17 protein-coding genes are annotated in these 17717 nt (G+C 53.2%); 6 read left to right on the top strand and 11 right to left on the bottom strand.

The annotated features are described in order from the left end of the window. Positions 1 to 25 precede the first annotated feature (25 nt). Positions 26 to 1555 (top strand): WS/DGAT/MGAT family O-acyltransferase, encoded by a 1530-nt coding sequence (locus A8B84_RS19870; RefSeq protein ID WP_064230224.1) that lies wholly within the window; start codon positions 26 to 28, stop codon positions 1553 to 1555. A gap of 33 nt (positions 1556 to 1588) precedes the next feature. Here A8B84_RS19870 and A8B84_RS19875 read toward each other — a convergent pair whose 3' ends face one another. Continuing rightward, on the bottom strand, positions 1589 to 2149 hold the full coding sequence (locus A8B84_RS19875) for a DUF2057 family protein (RefSeq protein WP_413772197.1): 561 nt from the start codon (positions 2147 to 2149) through the stop codon (positions 1589 to 1591). Positions 2150 to 2554: 405 nt separating this feature from the next. On the opposite strand from A8B84_RS19875, the gene A8B84_RS19880 reads away from it, so the two are divergent. Then, positions 2555 to 2758 (top strand): DUF6316 family protein, encoded by a 204-nt coding sequence (locus A8B84_RS19880; RefSeq protein WP_064230225.1) that lies wholly within the window; start codon positions 2555 to 2557, stop codon positions 2756 to 2758. Between the two features lie 17 nt (positions 2759 to 2775). On the opposite strand, the gene A8B84_RS19885 is transcribed toward A8B84_RS19880, so the two are convergent. From A8B84_RS19885 to glyA, 8 genes are all read right to left on the bottom strand, one after another. Further along, complete coding sequence (locus tag A8B84_RS19885) at positions 2776 to 3303, bottom strand: phosphatidylglycerophosphatase A (protein WP_064230226.1); 528 nt, start codon at positions 3301 to 3303, stop codon at positions 2776 to 2778. Beyond that, a complete protein-coding gene (gene thiL, locus A8B84_RS19890; RefSeq protein WP_064230227.1) occupies positions 3300 to 4256 on the bottom strand; it encodes a thiamine-phosphate kinase in 957 nt (318 codons plus the stop codon). Before thiL ends, A8B84_RS19885 begins: the two co-directional genes overlap by 4 nt. Positions 4257 to 4259: 3 nt before the next feature. After that, positions 4260 to 4736 (bottom strand): transcription antitermination factor NusB, encoded by a 477-nt coding sequence (gene nusB / locus A8B84_RS19895; RefSeq protein ID WP_064230228.1) that lies wholly within the window; start codon positions 4734 to 4736, stop codon positions 4260 to 4262. Further along, entirely contained in the window at positions 4736 to 5212 is a 477-nt protein-coding gene (ribE, locus tag A8B84_RS19900; RefSeq protein WP_064230229.1) for a 6,7-dimethyl-8-ribityllumazine synthase, read from the bottom strand. The genes nusB and ribE overlap by 1 nt, the downstream gene beginning before the upstream one ends. 47 nt (positions 5213 to 5259) lie before the next feature. After that, positions 5260 to 6375: a bifunctional 3,4-dihydroxy-2-butanone-4-phosphate synthase/GTP cyclohydrolase II gene (gene ribBA, locus A8B84_RS19905; RefSeq protein ID WP_064230230.1), complete on the bottom strand. Its 1116-nt coding sequence runs from the start codon at positions 6373 to 6375 to the stop codon at positions 5260 to 5262. A gap of 64 nt (positions 6376 to 6439) precedes the next feature. Next, positions 6440 to 7555 (bottom strand): bifunctional diaminohydroxyphosphoribosylaminopyrimidine deaminase/5-amino-6-(5-phosphoribosylamino)uracil reductase RibD, encoded by a 1116-nt coding sequence (ribD, locus tag A8B84_RS19910; RefSeq protein WP_064230231.1) that lies wholly within the window; start codon positions 7553 to 7555, stop codon positions 6440 to 6442. Then, positions 7552 to 8070, bottom strand: a complete 519-nt coding sequence (gene nrdR, locus A8B84_RS19915; RefSeq protein WP_008170769.1) for a transcriptional regulator NrdR — start codon at positions 8068 to 8070, stop codon at positions 7552 to 7554. Before nrdR ends, ribD begins: the two co-directional genes overlap by 4 nt. Before the next feature lie 77 nt (positions 8071 to 8147). Then, the gene (gene glyA, locus A8B84_RS19920) at positions 8148 to 9401 is read right to left on the bottom strand and encodes a serine hydroxymethyltransferase (protein ID WP_064230232.1); all 1254 of its coding nucleotides are present in this window, start codon (positions 9399 to 9401) and stop codon (positions 8148 to 8150) included. 1220 nt (positions 9402 to 10621) lie between these two features. On the opposite strand from glyA, the gene A8B84_RS19925 reads away from it, so the two are divergent. The 3 genes from A8B84_RS19925 to A8B84_RS19935 all read left to right on the top strand — a co-directional run bounded on the left by A8B84_RS19925 (position 10622) and on the right by A8B84_RS19935 (position 13882). Beyond that, entirely contained in the window at positions 10622 to 11824 is a 1203-nt protein-coding gene (locus tag A8B84_RS19925) for an SIR2 family protein (protein WP_064230233.1), read from the top strand. A gap of 47 nt (positions 11825 to 11871) precedes the next feature. Next, complete coding sequence (locus A8B84_RS19930) at positions 11872 to 12075, top strand: hypothetical protein (protein ID WP_064230234.1); 204 nt, start codon at positions 11872 to 11874, stop codon at positions 12073 to 12075. Positions 12076 to 12466: 391 nt separating this feature from the next. Continuing rightward, positions 12467 to 13882 carry a restriction endonuclease gene (locus A8B84_RS19935; RefSeq protein WP_064230235.1) on the top strand — a complete coding sequence of 472 codons (1416 nt, stop codon included), beginning with the start codon at positions 12467 to 12469 and terminating at the stop codon, positions 13880 to 13882. Between the two features lie 648 nt (positions 13883 to 14530). Here A8B84_RS19935 and A8B84_RS21925 read toward each other — a convergent pair. Together A8B84_RS21925 and A8B84_RS19940 are read right to left on the bottom strand one after the other, a co-directional pair. Further along, complete coding sequence (locus A8B84_RS21925) at positions 14531 to 14692, bottom strand: hypothetical protein (RefSeq protein WP_227512879.1); 162 nt, start codon at positions 14690 to 14692, stop codon at positions 14531 to 14533. Between the two features lie 258 nt (positions 14693 to 14950). After that, positions 14951 to 16069 (bottom strand): S-(hydroxymethyl)glutathione dehydrogenase/class III alcohol dehydrogenase, encoded by a 1119-nt coding sequence (locus A8B84_RS19940; protein ID WP_227512883.1) that lies wholly within the window; start codon positions 16067 to 16069, stop codon positions 14951 to 14953. Positions 16070 to 16232: 163 nt separating this feature from the next. On the opposite strand from A8B84_RS19940, the gene A8B84_RS19945 reads away from it, so the two are divergent. After that, on the top strand, positions 16233 to 17153 hold the full coding sequence (locus A8B84_RS19945; protein ID WP_064230237.1) for a LysR substrate-binding domain-containing protein: 921 nt from the start codon (positions 16233 to 16235) through the stop codon (positions 17151 to 17153). Positions 17154 to 17717: the final 564 nt, after the last annotated feature.

Raw genomic sequence — 17717 nt, forward strand, 5'->3', positions numbered from 1 at the left:
AACCAACGCCGAAGGGAGCTCTCTGATGCGGCAACTGTCGGAACTGGATGCCTCGTTCCTGTATCTGGAGTCGGAAACCACACCGATGCACATCGGAGGCATCTATCTCTTCGATGCCTCCGAGCGGGAGCAACCGCTGGCCTTCAGCACCTTTGTCGCCTACCTTCGAAGCCGCCTGCATGTCGTGCCGGTTTTCCGGCAACGCCTGAAAGAAATCCCCCTGCGCCTGGGCCGCCCCTACTGGATTGATGATCCCGATTTCAGCATCGAGCGCCACCTCGCCTACGTTAACCTGGGCGAACACGGTCGCAAGGCAAGCCTGATGACGCTGGCCTCACGGATTCTGGAGGAACCGCTTAAAAGGGACCGACCCCTGTGGCACATCACCTTTGTTGACGGTTTCAAACTGGACGAGGAGAACACCGGCAGCGACGGCTTCGCTCTCATCGTCAAATTGCACCACGCTGCTATCGACGCCTTCAGCGGAGAGGAGATTATTGGCAAACTACTCGAGTACACACCCGAGCCCAGCCCAATTACGCCACCGCGACCCTGGCAGCCCAGACCAGAACCCTCGGAAGAGCGGGTCATGCTTCAGGCGGGCGCGAACATCATTCGCACGCCCCTACAGATCACGTCTTTGGCGTTCAACGCCGCCGAGGCTACTGCCCGCGGCCTGATCCAGAAGCAGCTGCGCAAGCTGCCGTTGCCGCTTCCGCTGTTCTCAGCCCCCCACAGCCCCTTCAACCGCCAGATTACGGCAAATCGGCAGATTGTCGCCGCCAGCGTGGATCTTTCGAGACTTAAGGCGATCAAAGCCTTCCTGGGGGATGTAACACTGAACGATGTGGTTTTGGGCCTTTGCGCCGAGGCCCTGAAGCGCTATCTGATCAGCGAGGGCGCCAATGCTGACAAGTCCCTGGTGGCAATGACACCGATTTCGGTGCGTTCCAGCAGCCTGCGCCGGGCAACCGGAAACCAGATGTCCGCCATGCTGCTGGATCTGGCCACCGATGAAACCAATCCTGCCCACCGCATTCGCCGGATACATTGGAACGCGGTTGCTTCGGAGCCCTACCGGGAGGCCATTGCTGCCGATCGGCTGACGGAACTCCTACCGTCCACCATGCTGGCGCTGTCCGCGAGACTTTACTCGGAGTTGCAAATTGCCCAGCGTTACCAGCCAGTGTTCAATCTGCCAATCACCAACGTTCCCGGACCACAGGTGTCACTTTATCTGCAGGGCGCACGCCTGGTTCAGCAATACAATACGGCGCCGCTGTTCGACAGCATGGGGCTGGTCATTGTTGCGGTAAGCTATGAGGGAAGACTGACACTTAACTTCACCACCTGTCCGGACGTGGTGGCTAACGGAGAGTCGCTGCAGGCTCACGTGGATGACAGCCTCAGTGCCATCGAAAACGCCATGCAGCGGCTCGGAGCGGACGCTGACAAGGAGCCCATAGCGGCTTCCCCAACACAGACCCTTGCGGATGACGCCATGACCGCACTGGAGGGACTTCTGAAGAAAGCCCTGAAACGTTTCAGGGCCTGAAACGGCCCCGGAAACGGTCAAGCAAGACTCAGGTTACTCAAACGCCCAACGAAGAAACGCCTTTTTCTCCTCGTCACTCGCTGTTTCCCAGATGGTTTTCAGCTGTTCAAGCGCGTTATCACCACTTACCAGAGAGCTCCCGGAGGTAGATTCCGGAATCGGCGTGCGGGCAGCGGTCATCCGCTCACTCGGATCCCAAACGGTTGAAGTTGCCACAGACGCTCCCGCCAACGAGACGATCTCTGCGGAGAACTCCGGCATTTCCTGCTCGGCTTCCTGACGAGACTCCGGCTGATCAAAGTCGAAACGATAGGTTTCACCGGCTTCTGCTTCGAAACGAACAACCTGAGGCTCGCTCTCGATCACGTGAACTTTCGATTCTCCGTTTCTGACCACACCGCTTTTCGCCCAGATGGTCTTGTAGACAAAAACAACCTCGTTTTCACCGGGAAGCAGGGCGTAGTCGAGTGCCAGATCGTCCATCAGGAAGTTAGTCATGGCCCGGCCATTCACCCGGGTAACCCGGATTTCACCTGGTGCCTCAAGCGTGGCGGCATTGGACGCTGCCGCTGGGTTGCCTTCCCAGGTTTCCACAACGCTGACACTGGAAGCACATCCCACCAGAGACATTACAACCATTGCACCCAGTGCGGCGCGAACGCGTGCGACGCCTCGGCGCCAGCCCTGTCCTGTTGATTGGAAAACACGGATCAGATGAGAAATGTTCATTTAGTCTCCTTGGCATGAGGATGGAAATGGCGTCAGGCTGGCGCCAGTTTCGTAGCATTCTGACGAGTGCATCTGACAAGGGCAAGACAACCGCGCGCTTCGCCGGCACCATTCCGGATTTTTAATCCATGATCCCGATTGAGACCCAACCCGTAAAATTGTAAAAAAATGTTGAATTCGCCCTGAATTGGGTTAATTTTAAACAGATCGGCAGATATTAACGCGGCGCCCGAAAAGCAAAAACGAAAAGCGGGCAGTACAGGAGACGCCATGGACACCCAACGCAGGACCGGAGAAGAAGGGCCGGTTCCCTTTCGCAGTAGTCGATTCTTCTGCGTAGGGAGCAAGTGGTACTTCACCACCCGGGAAGGGTTTGACAGTGGCCCGTTCGCTTCACGGGAGCGCGCGGAAACAGGCCTCAAGCGCTTTTTGCACGTGGTCCGTATGCTGCCGGAAGAACAACAGCTTCACTGACAGGCCTTTGTGCCCGTCTAGACCATGACGGGCACCAGCCACACGTCCACTGCCCACAGGCAGATCAGGGCCATGACGCCGGCAATAACATCGTCAACCATGATACCCAAACCGCCTGGCAGGTGCTGGTCCAGCCAACTGATGGGCCATGGTTTTGCAATGTCAAAAAGCCGGAACAGAGCGAAAGCCCCCAGAACTCCATAGATATTGTCGGGGAACAAACCAAGGGCGATCCACATCCCGACGAATTCATCCCAGACAATGCCGCCATGATCATGAACCTTGAGGTCGTCGGCGGTCTTGCCACAGAGCCAGATGCCTACGATAAAAGCGACCAAGACCACCAGCCAGTAGCCCACGGGCGGTAACCAGGCAAAACTGTACCAGAGCGGGATGGCGGCCAGGCTTCCCCAGGTGCCAGGTGCCCTCGCGGTTGCTCCGCTGCCAAACCCAAAAGCCAGCAGATGCACGGGGTTCCTCAGAAAGCCTGGTGGTAGTATGACTGCCGGGGAATCGGGCTCTGGAGTTTGGCCTTCCTGACTCATGCTTCACTCCTGAAATGATCAAAACCCGCAGATAGCGCCTCCGAACTGCAGTCGGCGCCATCCAGATACAGCCCTTGCTCAGTCTCGACGGAACCGATCACGGTAAGCTGGCTCGTGAGAGAGCCCGGTGCGTGGTCCCAGTTTTCCTGGGTAAAACACAGGCACAGCTGGTAATCGTCTCCTGCACGCAATGCGTAGTCCAAAGCCTTCTCGCCCTTGAGCCTGACAAGCTCAGGCGAAAGAGGCAACCTGGCACTCTCGATCCGGGCCCCCACGCCGGAGGCATGCAGAATATGCCCAAGATCAGCCAGCAAACCATCAGAGATATCAATTCCGGCGCTGGCATACTGGCGAATCCCTGCCCCAAGATCCAGCCTGGGCCGGGGCCGGTGGTAATGCTCCAGTACGGAGAGCATGTCAGCGGAGGGGGCAGCTTCCGAGAGATAATCGAGGGCAGCGCCGGCGTTGCCCAGGGTTCCCGACACCGCAATCAGGTCGCCGGGACGGGCGCCGGACCGACGAACAGCACTCCCCTGCTCAACGGTACCATGCACCTGCAGGCTCAGAGTTAGCGGTCCGGAGGTGGTATCCCCGCCCGCCAATTCTAGACCGAACGCTTCGCTGGCACTTCTCAGCCCCATTGAGAAGTCCTCAAGCCACTGCTCATCCACAGCGGGCAGCGTCAGCGCAAGCGTGAAACATTCCGGGTCTGCACCCATGGCCGCAAGATCACTGGCAGCTGCGGCGAGAGCACGCCAACCCAGGTAATCTGGACGATAGTTTCGGGGAAAATGGACACCCTCCACGAGGGCATCCACGGAAAAGACGAGATCCCGGCCAGCGGGAATCCGCTGAATCGCGCAGTCATCCCCGGGTCCCAGGATCAGGGATCGGGATTCCTGCCGCCCGGCAAGCGGCAGAAAGTAACGGCGAATCAGCTCGAACTCGCCCATCGGCTAGCGGGAGCGGGTCTCAGCGAGCCGGAGTCGGCCGCTCAGCTTGTCGAGGATGCTGTTGACGAACTTATGGCCCTCGGTGCCGCCGAAGCGCTTGGCCATTTCAATGCCCTCGTTGATAACCACCTTATAGGGCACATCAAGCCGATGCTTCAGCTCATAGGCCCCCAAACGGACAATGGCCAGCTCCACCGGGTCAACCTCGTTGATAGGCCGATCGAGAAAAGGCTCGATCAACTTGTCCAGCTCGCCCTGCTCGCGATGGACACCACGGAGCAGATCGCGGAAATACAGCAGATCAACCTTGGTCATGTCATTGTCGACCATGAACTCGGCTTCAATGTCAGAAATCGCCGTCTTGCTGAAATGGCGCTGATATAGCCCCTGCATGGCCAGGGCCCTGGCACGGCGTCGATCACCGGCTTTCGGTTGGCCGGACGGGGCCGGCTGCGGTGATGTACCTTCAGTTTCGCTCATTACTCACCCAGCTTCTTGAAGAGGCTGACCATTTCAAGGGCGGTGATCGCCGCTTCCGCACCTTTGTTACCAGCCTTGGTTCCGGAGCGCTCGATAGCCTGTTCAATGGACTCCACCGTCAGCACACCGAAAGTCACTGGCACATCAGTATCAAGACTGACCGCGCCAAGACCACTAGAGGCCTCGCCGGCAACATACTCGAAATGGGGTGTACCACCACGGATGACAGCACCCAGGGCGATAATCGCATCGTACTCACCGGTTTCTGCAACGCGCTTGACGGCCAGGGGCATTTCATAGGCCCCCGGTACGCGAACGATAGTGACGTCGTCATCGGAAATGCCGTGACGGCGCAGGGTGTCCAGCGCGCCTTCAACCAGGCTTTCTACAACAAAGCCGTTAAAACGGCCCACCACCAGGGCATAACGCCCGCTGCACTCGGTGAAATCACCTTCAATTACTCTAATATCTGCCATCGATGGCTCCTTCACGTGTCGCGGCATCGGGGCCACGACCGGGTTTGTCATTCAGGGGTATAGGGAACGTACTCAACAACTTCTAGATCGAAACCGGAGATCGCCGAGAATTTGATCGGCGGGCTCAGCAGACGCATCTTGCCAACACCGATATCCCGGAGAATCTGGGAACCAGTGCCTACGGTGAAGTAAACGCCTGAGCTGCCCTTGCCAGAAGAGCCTTTACCCTCATCAAAGAATTCCTGGATCCGGTCTTCCAGGTTGTAGCTGTCCTCGGCACTGTTCAGCAGGACAACCACGCCCTTGCCTTCTTCCGCCACTTTTTCCAGCGCGTGATGTAAAGGCCAACTGCGGGAATCCTTGCGGCGGGCACCCAGAAGGTCCCGAAGGGTATCGGTGATGTGAACACGAACATAGGCCGGTTCGTCGGGAGAAATATCCCCCATCAACATGGCCAGGTGAGTTGCTCCCTGGATGTTGTCACGATAGGTCCGAAGCTTGAATACGCCGTACTCGGTATCCAGGTCGTTCTCTTCAACACACTCAACAGTGCGCTCGTTCATAGTGCGGTAATGAATCAGGTCGGCAATGGTGCCGATCTTGAGGTCGTGTTCTTCGGCAAACCGCTCCAGATCTTCCCGGCGGGCCATTGAGCCATCGTCATTCATAATCTCACAGATCACGCCTGCCGGCTCACAACCGGCCAGTGCTGCGAGATCACAGGATGCTTCCGTGTGCCCTGCGCGGCTTAACACACCGCCGGGATCAGACATCAACGGGAAAATATGGCCGGGCTGAACCAGATCACTGGCCTTGGCATTGCGGGCGACCGCTGCCTGCACGGTGCGTGCCCGGTCTGCCGCGGAAATACCAGTGGTCACGCCCACGGCGGCCTCAATGGAGAGGGTAAACTTGGTTCCGAAACCAGAGGCGTTCTGCTGGACCATCAGCGGCAACCCCAGTTGCTCACAGCGATCCCGGGTCATGGGCATGCAGATCAGGCCACGACCAAACCGGGCCATGAAGTTGATGGCTTCGGCCGTGCAATGCTCAGCAGCCATCACGAGATCGCCCTCATTCTCGCGATCCTCGTCATCCATCAGTATGACCATCTTGCCCTGACGGATATCTTCAATGATGTCTTCAATGCTGTTCAGTGCCATATGGTTTTGCACCCTTGTGGCGTTCCGGCAAATATTGGTGTCCGGAACAGCCTGAGTTTATGGATTACCGGCGGGCAAGGATCAGACGCTGATCCTCACCTACCTGACGTCGGTCCAGCACTTTCCATTGTACTTTATCTGCCATGGTGTCCAGCGGCAGATGCGCGGTCGGACGTCCCGTGCTGCCGAGAAAAACCGGCGCCTGATAGAGCCAGAGTTCATCGACCAGGTTTTCGCTGATAAAGGTGCCGGCCAGAGTAGGACCTGCCTCAACCAGCAGCTCGTTGATCCCCAGCTCCCCAAGCGAGTCCAGGAGCTCCGCCAGATCAATACCGTTATCCTTCCAGGCGACGCCAGTAAGGCTGATACCCAGCGCCGCCAGATCCTGGGCCGGTGCTGTCGCCAGGGTCGATGACGCACAGAACACCTGCACGTTACCCCCCTGAAGAATTTTCGCGGAAGACGGCGTGCGCGCGTCCCGGTCGGCAATCACCCGGAGCGGCTGCCTGGACGGCTCCGTCGCGTCGCCGATATCCCCCAGCTCTTCGCGTCGGACTGTCAGTGACGGGTCATCGGCGAGCACCGTGCCGACACCGGTCAGGATGGCATCACTAATCGCTCTCAGACGCTGAACATCCTGACGGGCCTCTGCACCGGTTATCCACTGGCTCTCACCGGAGGCCATGGCGGTACGGCCATCCAGGCTAGCCGCCATTTTAAGTCGCACCCAGGGACGCCCCGTGTTCATGCGCTTCATGAACCCCGGATTCAGGCGGGTAGCTTCTTCCGCCAGCAGGCCCTCGGTAACCCGCACGCCTGCTTCCCTCAGCATATCCAGCCCCCGGCCAGACACCGAGGGATTCGGATCCTTGGTCGCGGCGTAGACATGCGCAACGCCAGCATCAATGAGGGCCCTGGCGCAGGGCGGCGTGCGGCCAAAATGGCTGCACGGCTCAAGTGTTACATACGCCGTCGCGCCCCGGGCATCGGGACCCGCCTGACTCAGGGCACGGGTCTCGGCGTGGGCTTCTCCGGCACGCTCATGCCAGCCCTCACCGAGTATCAGATCGCCGCGGGCAATGACACAGCCAACCCGGGGATTGGGATGGGTAGAGTACCGACCGCGCCAGGCAAGCTGGACAGCCCGCGCCATCATGGCCCTGTCGCGGTTCTCGATCATGCCTTTCCTTTCGGGGCGTGGTTATCCGCCAGCGCTTTAGCCACATCAACAGCCGCCTCGCCGTTGCTTGCCGACAACCTCTCAATCTCTTCCTTGAATTCGTTGATATCCTGGAAGCTTCGATACACCGAAGCGAAGCGGACATAGGCAACCTTGTCCAACTGACGCAACTCGGTCATTACCTCCTCGCCCAGTTGCATGGATTTCACTTCGCGCTCGCCGGTCGCCCGCAAACGGTATTTGATCCGATTCAGGGCCGCGTCAATCTGCTCGATGCTTACCGGCCGCTTTTCCAGCGCTTTCATCAGCCCTGCACGCAGCTTTTCTTCATCAAACGGCTGCCGGGTGCCGTCCTGCTTGACCACACGCGGCATCACCAGCTCTGCAGACTCGAAGGTCGTGAACCGTTCCCGACAGGACAGGCATTCCCTGCGGCGACGCACCTGATCACCCTCGGCCACCAGCCGGGAGTCAATCACCTTGGTATCTGCTTCACCACAGAAGGGACAATGCATAGTCAGGAACTCCGAGGAGGAAGCCGGGCCGACTGATCGGCCCGGCGAATCATGCCTGTAGTCTAGCTATAAAACGATTAGCCGTAGACAGGAAAACGGGCGCAGAGCGCGCTCACCTGTTCGCGAACCCGGCTGTTGACCGCGTCATCGTCCAGGTTATCGAGGATATCGCAGATCCAGCCAGCCAGGTCACGACACTCCGACTCGCCGAAACCGCGGGTGGTAATCGCCGGGGTACCAATACGAAGACCGGAAGTAACGAACGGAGACCGGGGATCATTAGGAACCGCGTTCTTGTTCACAGTAATGTGAGCACGGCCCAGTGCCGCATCCGCATCTTTACCGGTAATGTCCTGCTTGATCAGGCTGACCAGGAACAGGTGGTTCTTTGTGCCACCGGAGACTACGTCATAGCCGCGATCAACGAACACCTGAGCCATGGCAGAGGCGTTCTTCACAACCTGCTGTTGGTAGATCTTGAAATCGTCGCTCATGGCTTCCTTGAAGCACACGGCCTTGGCGGCAATCACGTGCATCAGAGGGCCACCCTGGCCGCCCGGAAATACCGCAGAGTTCAGCTTCTTCTGCAGGTCAGCATCATCGCAGGCCAGGATCAGACCACCGCGGGGACCGCGAAGGGTCTTGTGGGTGGTGGTTGCAATCACGTGGGCGTGCGGAACCGGATCCGGGTAAACGCCGGCGGCTACCAGACCAGCAACGTGGGCCATATCAACAAACAGATAGGCCCCCACCTTGTCCGCAATCTCACGGAAGCGGGCGAAATCCAGTTCCTGGGAATAGGCTGAGAAGCCGGCAATAATCATCTTCGGCTTGTGCTCAACGGCCAGCGCTTCCACTTCGTCGTAATCGATCAGGCCGGTTTCCGGGTTCAGGCCGTACTGCACGGCGTGATAGATCTTGCCGGAGAAGTTTACACTGGCACCATGGGTCAGGTGACCACCGTGCGCCAGACTCATACCCAGAACAGTATCGCCTGGCTTGAGCAGGGCCATGAAAACAGCGGAGTTGGCCTGGGAGCCGGAATGCGGCTGAACGTTGGCATAGGCAGCACCAAACAGTTCCTTGGCGCGCTCAATCGCCAGATCTTCGGCAATATCCACGAACTCGCAGCCGCCATAGTAGCGCTTGCCCGGATAGCCTTCCGCGTACTTGTTGGTCAGCACGCTGCCCTGGGCTTCCATCACCCGGGGGCTGGTGTAGTTCTCGGACGCAATCAGCTCGATGTGAGCTTCCTGACGCTTCTCTTCCGCCTGCATGGCGTTCCAGAGTTCGTCGTCAAAGCCGGCGATTTTCATTTCACGATTAAACATGGATGCGCTGCCCCTGTGTGCTTGGCTGGCCCGGAGAGCTTTGGCGATCTCCGCAGGCTCCCAGAAAAATTGGGCCGCTATTCTATCTTACAAACGGGTGAAAAATCACCCTTTATACCGTCCGCAGATACCGGCATGCGGCCAACTCCGGTTTCTGCTCAATTGCTATCAAAGGTACGTTTCGTTACCTTACCCGATTACTGTTCTCAGGTACTGGCACCCGTGGTGTCGGCCTCCGGGATGGGCAGTCCGGGATACGCTGTGAATACATCCCTGTACGCTCGACAAAATCATCCCTGATTTTGACGATCCCGGACTGCCCACCCCGAAGGCCTTGATCAGGCACCTGACGTGTATTCATTTCTCAAGCGACTGTTTGATAAAAGGATTCTGCCAACATGGCCCAATAAGCTGATCTATCCCATTAGTTTTTAGTTAGGTTTGTGCGCAGGCTGACGGCCTCAGCACTAACGGTCCTCTCAGCCTGGTCGAGCGTCTCACCGCCCTAAAATTCACGAAAAACCAGCCGCTTTCGTTATCTTTCATCGATTTTGGACCAAATCTGGGCTCAAAACTTAACTTTTTGTACGTGTCCAGATATCGCACCCCGCCGACGATAGTCAGTCCGTTTATAGTTTTAAAAGCAAAAATTCACTGCTCAGACTAGCCCTCAACGCGGGCAGTGAGCCAGCACATTGCTTCGATAGCTACACAATTGATGTTCGTTAATCGCTGTTAGCTGGATCAGACTCAAGATGGCGGCCGCCCGGCGACCAAATGACCTTGAAAAATTTTTGTCCGCTTCGGCCAAATCATGGTGAGGTACGCCGCGAGCCTTGGCCGCATATGTGCTTTCCGGTTTTAAACAAAAGCGGATATTCAGATTTGGCTATCAGTGCCTTTTTGCGAGATTTCCTGGATAGCGGATATCACCGACAGACGTCGAAAAACTTCGTCGCTTAATTGTAGGTTTTAAAGTCTCAAGAATTTATGAAATAGTGCTGCGGAGTAAAATTAGGTAGGCGAACCTTAAAATTGCGCCAAAAACGACAATCTACGAATATCTCGATGCAAAATGTTTCGGTGATAGACTCGTAGGCCGCTGATAATTAAATATAAAGTGGCGTTTTATGCCTTTTCCCATTGAAGAGTATGCTCATGCGGGACATACGTCATTTTCCGTTGAGTAAGCTGTTAGATTTTCAAGGACTACTTACCAAATGTTAGCATTTTTTCTAGGTGCAGGAGCGTCAGTAGAGTGTGGGATGCCGCTTGTCTGGCCATTTACAACCACATTTAGGGAGAATGTTTTAAAAAGGATTGGTACACAGCTATTCAATTTTTCAGATAACGAGGAAGTCAAAGAGCGATTTGTGGCAATCATAGGCAATACCAATATGCACTATGAGCAAATGGTAAGCGAGCTAGAGAAATGGAAGTTATCTTCGGTTGGAAAAGAGCGCGAAATTGTTGATGGGTTAATTAATCAAGCCATAGAATGCATCCAGTTATTGCTCTTGGATCTGCAAGAGAAGTGCAACCCCAGAATGCAGTTGAGATTTGATCACTATTTTGGTTTGAAAGCGATCATCAAACAAATTGGCTGTTTAGATATCTACTCACTGAATCATGACTTAATCGTAGAGGAGCTATGTGCATTCTACAAAATTCCGTTCAAAGATGGCTTCTATGCTGATCGTGAACATGGATATAGTCGATTGGGTTCGTTCAAAGTTCTTACGAAAGAGGAGCTTCAGCAGCACCGCTTAGACTTCTTTGATCAAAACGAGTCTGGCGTTAATCTTGTCAAGCTACACGGATCATTTGATATTTTTGCAATAGAAGATAAAGGTAAATATCTGAAATCCATCGGAAATAGCGAGTTTGGGTCTTACGTTAGGGCGGTGAGAAATATCGAAAGACTTAGCTTGGAGGAATGCCGAAAGTCAGGCGCTCGAGGGGTTAATGAGCTTTTTGTTAATGATGACTCTGGTGAATTGCAATTTCTAAGGCGATCTTTACTTTCAGGTGGACACAAGTTTTCAGACAAGTTTGAACAGATTGCACCTAGAGAGTTATTTGAAGAATTTAAAACTAGAATTTTGTCTGCCCGTGAACTTGTTGTCATTGGCTATGGTTTCGGAGATAAGCATGTAAATGTGGTCTTTTGTGATTGGTTGAAGATCCCCGGCACAAAGTTAATTATCTGTGACCCATATCGAACCGAAGTCCCAGACTGCTTATCAAGCAATGCTAACCAAGTGGAAATTAGAAACTTGGGATTCACAGACTTGCTTTTATCATTTGACCCCGAGGGTGACACTGATGATAAAAAGCAAAAGCGAATGCTTATTCAATATCTTGAGTCATTGTCTAAGTCAGAGATTGAAAATCTAACAGGTTTTTTAAAAGGACGCTCCTGACGTCGCGCCTTTTACAAAAGCGTTAAGCTTAAACCAGAGGGTGATATATGGATTTGGAAAATCTGTTTGCGGCCGTCTCAGCAATCAGCGCAGCGGCAGCAGCGTTCTTCTCGTACAAGGCGATACGCGAGAGCAGAAAAAATGTCTTTTTGTTTGAAAGAAATAAAGTGGCCCTTTCAGCTCAACAAATTAAGCTTGATTTCGATACAGAGTGGGCGGACTATAAAATATCTGAGCACCTGGAGGATTAGGGCACCCTGCTTTCTGCAAAATATTTTATCAAGCCATCTTTATACAGCAAATTCACGAGCGTGCTTGTCCACCTCCACCAGCTCGAAAGAAGCCGAGCCTCTGATACAGTCAAAGATGAGTCAGTAGAGAAAATTGCTAAAGAGCTGGATGAGATCACGTGCGATATGCGTCTTGATCAATAAGCAACAAAGCATAATCAGGCCAGTCACGGCGACACCTACTCCACTGCGGCTGCGCCTTCATTTGTTGTGGTTCAACGTTCTCAGGCAGTAACCTCGATGGCAAGACCGTAAATTCTCAACTAAACCTCGCAAGCACTAACAAATTGGTCAATGACGAATGTGACCGTTTGAGCTACAATTCATGTTTGACTTTGATTAGGAGATTCGAATGTTAAAACGTCTTTTTGGCTTTGCCGAGCCGAGAAACCAGGGGGAGTCTCATGAAATTTCTTCAGAAAGATTATTTGTTGAGTTAAAGGGGCATTTCCTAGATCTTGACTTCCTTCAAACATTCGAAATGATCGGCGTTAGACTATTGGGAGAGCATAAATCAGGTTTTTCAGAAAGTATTAAGACTGGAGTACAAAATGGCCTCAAGCTTAACGAGCTGTTTAAGGATGTCGTGAGGCCGAGCTTGGTTAACGACTTTGAAGATTATAATGAGGCATCGTTCCTTGCACAAATCATCGAAGCACTATGCTTTCATGAGAAATGCTTGCCCATAGTGTCTGCACATAAAGATGTTTTAGCTTCCAAGTTTCGGCAACTTGTTTATCGTGATGAATTTGGTGACGAACAGTATGAACCCTGGAATGATTATATCGAATCATATTATGAAAGAAAGTTAAAAGACCAGGTTTTTTCTTGGTTTTTAAATAACGAATCCATCATAAAAGACTCTAATCATATATATAATAAGACAGTTGATTTCGGAAACGATGTACCTGCTTTAGAAGATGATGAGTCAATGATCGAAACATTAGATTCCGCTATGGTGATGAACATCACTTCTTACATTATAAACCTCGATGTTGATGGTCAAATTAATTACGTCGATCATGAAGATTTTGAAGGCACTGGACATGAGTATGAATATCATCTTCTGAAACGGATACAAAACGAAGCAGGATTAAGAGCTGAAGTAACTAGTGGGTCAGGTGATCAAGGTGCTGACCTGCTAGTTTATAATGGAGATGGAACACTAGTGGTTCAGGCCAAGCATTATAAGGCCCCGGTGGGAAATAAGGCAGTGCAAGAAGTTTATAGCGCGCTAAAATATTACAATGGAGATTGTGCGGTTGTTGTAACTAATGGAGGATACACTAAGTCAGCGATAGAGCTTGCCAGACGAACAGGGGTCCTGTGTTTAAGCGAACGCGAATTAATGCACTTCTTGGGCGCATCAACGCCTACCCCACGCTCTGGAGAGGCCTGGACGCTTGAAAGCTTTATAAGCTTAGTTGAAAACTCCCTAGAATGCTCAGAGTTTAAAGTTTTTGATGTAGACCTCGATAATGTTACGCGAAAAGTGGTTGTGGCTGAATCGCCTGGTGACTCAATAGCCTATGTAATGGGGAGGGAGTCTATAGAGGAGTCCTATACTGACGATGATCTAGATATTTTTGATAATCTGATCGAACAGTACGGTTCCATACTCATATTTAAGATTGTTCCGACAGGTGACTACTCTGATCTTAGGGAGTTATACGACGATATTGAGAGTCGGTACGAAGACGAAAGTGTGATGATCGTACTCAAAGAGACAGCTATTGAGGCCCTTAAAAGCAATTCAGAAGAAGATTGAATTTAGGCAGCCTCTCGATAATTTTCAAAATTAGCGATCATACGTCCACACTCAACCGAGTATGCTTCAGTGTTGCCATGGAACGGATCCGCCTTAGTGGACGTCCCCCGATACGCGTGACACACCCCAGCCTTAAACTGGGTCTTTCGGACTCGGATCTGAATGTCCGTTGTGCGACCAAGGCATCCTCTGAACTCTGCTAAACAAAAGCGAACATTGGTAAGCCCGCTCTAAAGAAGCATGCTTCCATTGGAAAGCGGACTTTTTTGCCGCCCAAGGATGGGGTAGTTAATGGAGCCTAGGTAGTCGTACAAGTCCAAAGAGTGCATTGCTCGATTTAACGCCGGGTGGTAGGTCCAACAACAGACTTGGTGTGTCCAGTACTAGGAAATTCCACCTGTCCTTTACAGGATCGATGCACCGCTTTTTCCGGTCTATCGTCCCTATGCTTTTATTAACGTCAAGTCCTCCAAGCATTCAGAGAATCCACAGGTCTTAACTTATAGAAGCGAGACGTGAAGGAAGTATTTCCCGAGCTGCCGATATGTCAGCCTTGAGCTAACCCCGTATGGTATTCCCATCAAATGGCTGGCGATCGAGCGCTGTTCAGTGAAGGGAAAAACGATTTAATCATTGATGACAATTTGTTCAACGCATAATCATACATGCGGCAATGTTCCAGGAGTTTTCGCTAGCATTGACATAGAAGCCCGCGCCCTGGCCAAGATCGTAACTGCCATTGTTGGCAACGCTTATGCCTTGCGGGCTGGTATCCAGTGCCATGATGGCAATGCCCAGTTCCGCCGCCACTCAATGGGCACCGGCTTTTTGCACGAAGTTTTCATCGGTGCAGGTCAGGCTAGGCAGCCAATAACGCCCTGGTACCTTTTGTCCATCGGCAACCTGCGGTGGCAAGTAAATTGCGAAGTGCATGGGCAGCTGAGGCTTTCGGAGTAGTGATGTACTGCTTGTGCCAGCCACCGAAGCTTTTGTTGCTACTCAAGTTCTCAAGGTTTATTGGAAACTTCGTCAACGGGTAACCTGCCGGACCGCGTGTGGCCCTCACGATCACTTATCGAAATGTATAACGCTGCGGATGCTTTTGCCTTCATGCATCAGGTCGAAGGCTTCATTGATGTCCTCCAGCCCCATGGTATGGGTGATAAAATCGTTGAGCTTGAACTCGCCTTGCAGGTAGCGTTCGACAATGCCTGGTAACTCGGACCGGCCCTTGACACCACCGAAGGCAGAACCTTTCCAGACCCGGCCGGTGACGAGCTGGAACGGACGGGTAGAGATTTCCTGGCCAGCGCCGGCAACACCTATAACGACCGACTCACCCCAGCCCTTGTGGCAGCATTCCAGGGCTGAACGCATAACATCGACGTTTCCAATGCACTCGAAGGAATAGTCCACGCCACCGTCAGTGAGAGCGACAATCACTTCCTGAATGGGCCTGTCGTAGTCCTTCGGATTGATGCAATCGGTCGCGCCCAGTTGACGTGCCAAGTCAAACTTACTCTCGTTGATGTCGATACCGATAATGCGCCTGGCTTTGGCCATGGTGGCACCGATAATGGCAGACAGTCCGATGCCGCCTAGCCCGAATATCGCCACAGTAGCGCCTTCTTCCACCTTGGCAGTGTTCATGACGGCACCCATGCCGGTAGTCACGCCACAGCCCAGTAGGCAAACTTCTTCAAGCGGTGCTTCCTTGTTGACCTTGGCCAGAGAAATCTCTGGTAGCACGGTGTGCTCGGAGAAGGTTGAGCAGCCCATATAGTGATGGATCGGCTGATTGTCCTTATAGAAACGGCTGGTGCCGTCTGGCATTAATCCCTTGCCCTGGGTTTCGCGAATTTTTCCGCACAGGTTGGTTTTGCCTGACAGGCAGAATCTGCACTCGCCACACTCCGGCGTGTACAAGGGAATGACGTGATCGCCGATCTCAAGGCTGGTGACGCCTTCGCCAACAGCTTCCACAACACCACCGCCCTCGTGACCAAGAATCGATGGAAAGTTGCCCTCGGGATCCTCACCGGAGAGAGTGAACATGTCGGTGTGGCAAACGCCGGTTGCGACTATGCGCACGCGGACTTCCCCGGCTTGCGGGGGCATAACGTCAACTTCTTCAATGGACAGTGGTTTACCGGGGCCCCAGGCAATCGCCGCTTTTGACTTGATCATTTCAGCCATAACTTTCTCCGTTGGTAATATCGGCAGGGGCAGGGATCGCCCGAATGATCGGTTTATTGTATTTATCACCATATGATTGATAATGAGTGTATTTAGTAAATCACTTTTACAAAAATGCAATAACAAAGATGCAAAAAGCGACAGAGTAAACATCATGTATCGGTGGGAAGGGGTAAACGAATTTGTGGCTGTTGCGGAAACGGAGAGTTTCACCCGTGCCGCGAGCCGACTGGGTGTGTCGACCGCGCAGGTAAGCCGGCAGGTCAGTTCGCTTGAAGCCCGCCTGTCCACCCGATTGTTCTATCGAACGACCAGGCGTGTTTCCACGACTGAGGCCGGACAGATCTACTATCAGCATTGCCGCCAGGTCCTGGACGCCCTGGAACAGGCAGAGCGTTCCATCACCAATATGCAGTTGGTACCACGGGGGAGGTTGAGATTGACGGCGCCCGTGACCTATGGAGAGAAGTCTATCGCGCCCCTGGTTAATGACTTTGTAAGGCATTACCCAGAACTCGACGTAGAGATGAACCTCACGAATCAGACAGTGGATCTGGTGGCCGAGGGCTACGATCTTGCCGTGCGCTTGGGTAGGCTGGAGGACTCCAGCCTGATGGCCAGGCGCCTCGCCTCCCGGACACTATACGTGTGCGCCTCACCGACTTATCTCTCCACGAACGGAACGCCTCACTCACTGCCCGAGTTGGCGCATCATAACTGCCTGCAGGGCAACCTGGATTACTGGCGCTTCCAGGAGGCCGGCACCCCCCGCAATGTCCGGATAAACGGAAATATCCGTTGTGACAGCGGCAGAGCACTGCTCGATGCGGCTCTCAAGGGCATTGGTATCGTCCAGTTGCCGGACTACTACGTTCAGTCGGCACTGCATTTGAAAACGTTGATACCACTGCTGACCCGTTATCAGGAAGACGATGACGGCATATGGGCGGTGTATCCTCATAACCGCCACCTGTCGCCAAAAGTGCGAATGTTGCTGGATTATTTTGTAGAGTCGTTGTCATTAGATGATGTGGAAACGAAACGTCCTGCTAAAACAATACTTCGCACAGATTAACTGTGACCCATGGTGAACATGCCCATTAAATTGCTCGCTAAAAGTAAGTAAAAGCGTTAATCAGATCCTGTGGGCGTTGATTTTTCTATTTCATTTCCGCCAGATGCTAAGTTGCAACCAAGGCGGCCTGGACTGCACCGAGGTTTCATTGTGGGGGAACATCTTCCAGGTGTTTTGGGTAAGTTCAGGAACGAATGTCACTCTGTAAGTAACAGCCCCATAAGTTACTCCGAAACTTCAACTCTCGTTTGTTAACGAAATCCATATTCAATACATGCGGATACTAAGCATTCCGCCATACCCCCCATATAACGATATCAACCAAGACCTGCCCCATGACTTAAGTGCTTGCCAGCGCTTCCTGCTCGCCAATCAGAGAGCGAGGGCATTTAAACGTAATGATCTTTCGCCTTAGAACCCATAACGAAAACTTATATTAAAAATAAGCAATAAATGGCTCCTTTATGAGGCGGGTGCACGGAAGAAGGGCGGTCCTACTATTCCCCATTGAACTATCGATATGTTCCATAAACAGTTTTCCTTCATGGCATGCCAGTTGCTAAG

The organism is Marinobacter sp. EhC06 (assembly GCF_001650915.1).
In the GTDB taxonomy this organism is placed as follows: domain Bacteria; phylum Pseudomonadota; class Gammaproteobacteria; order Pseudomonadales; family Oleiphilaceae; genus Marinobacter.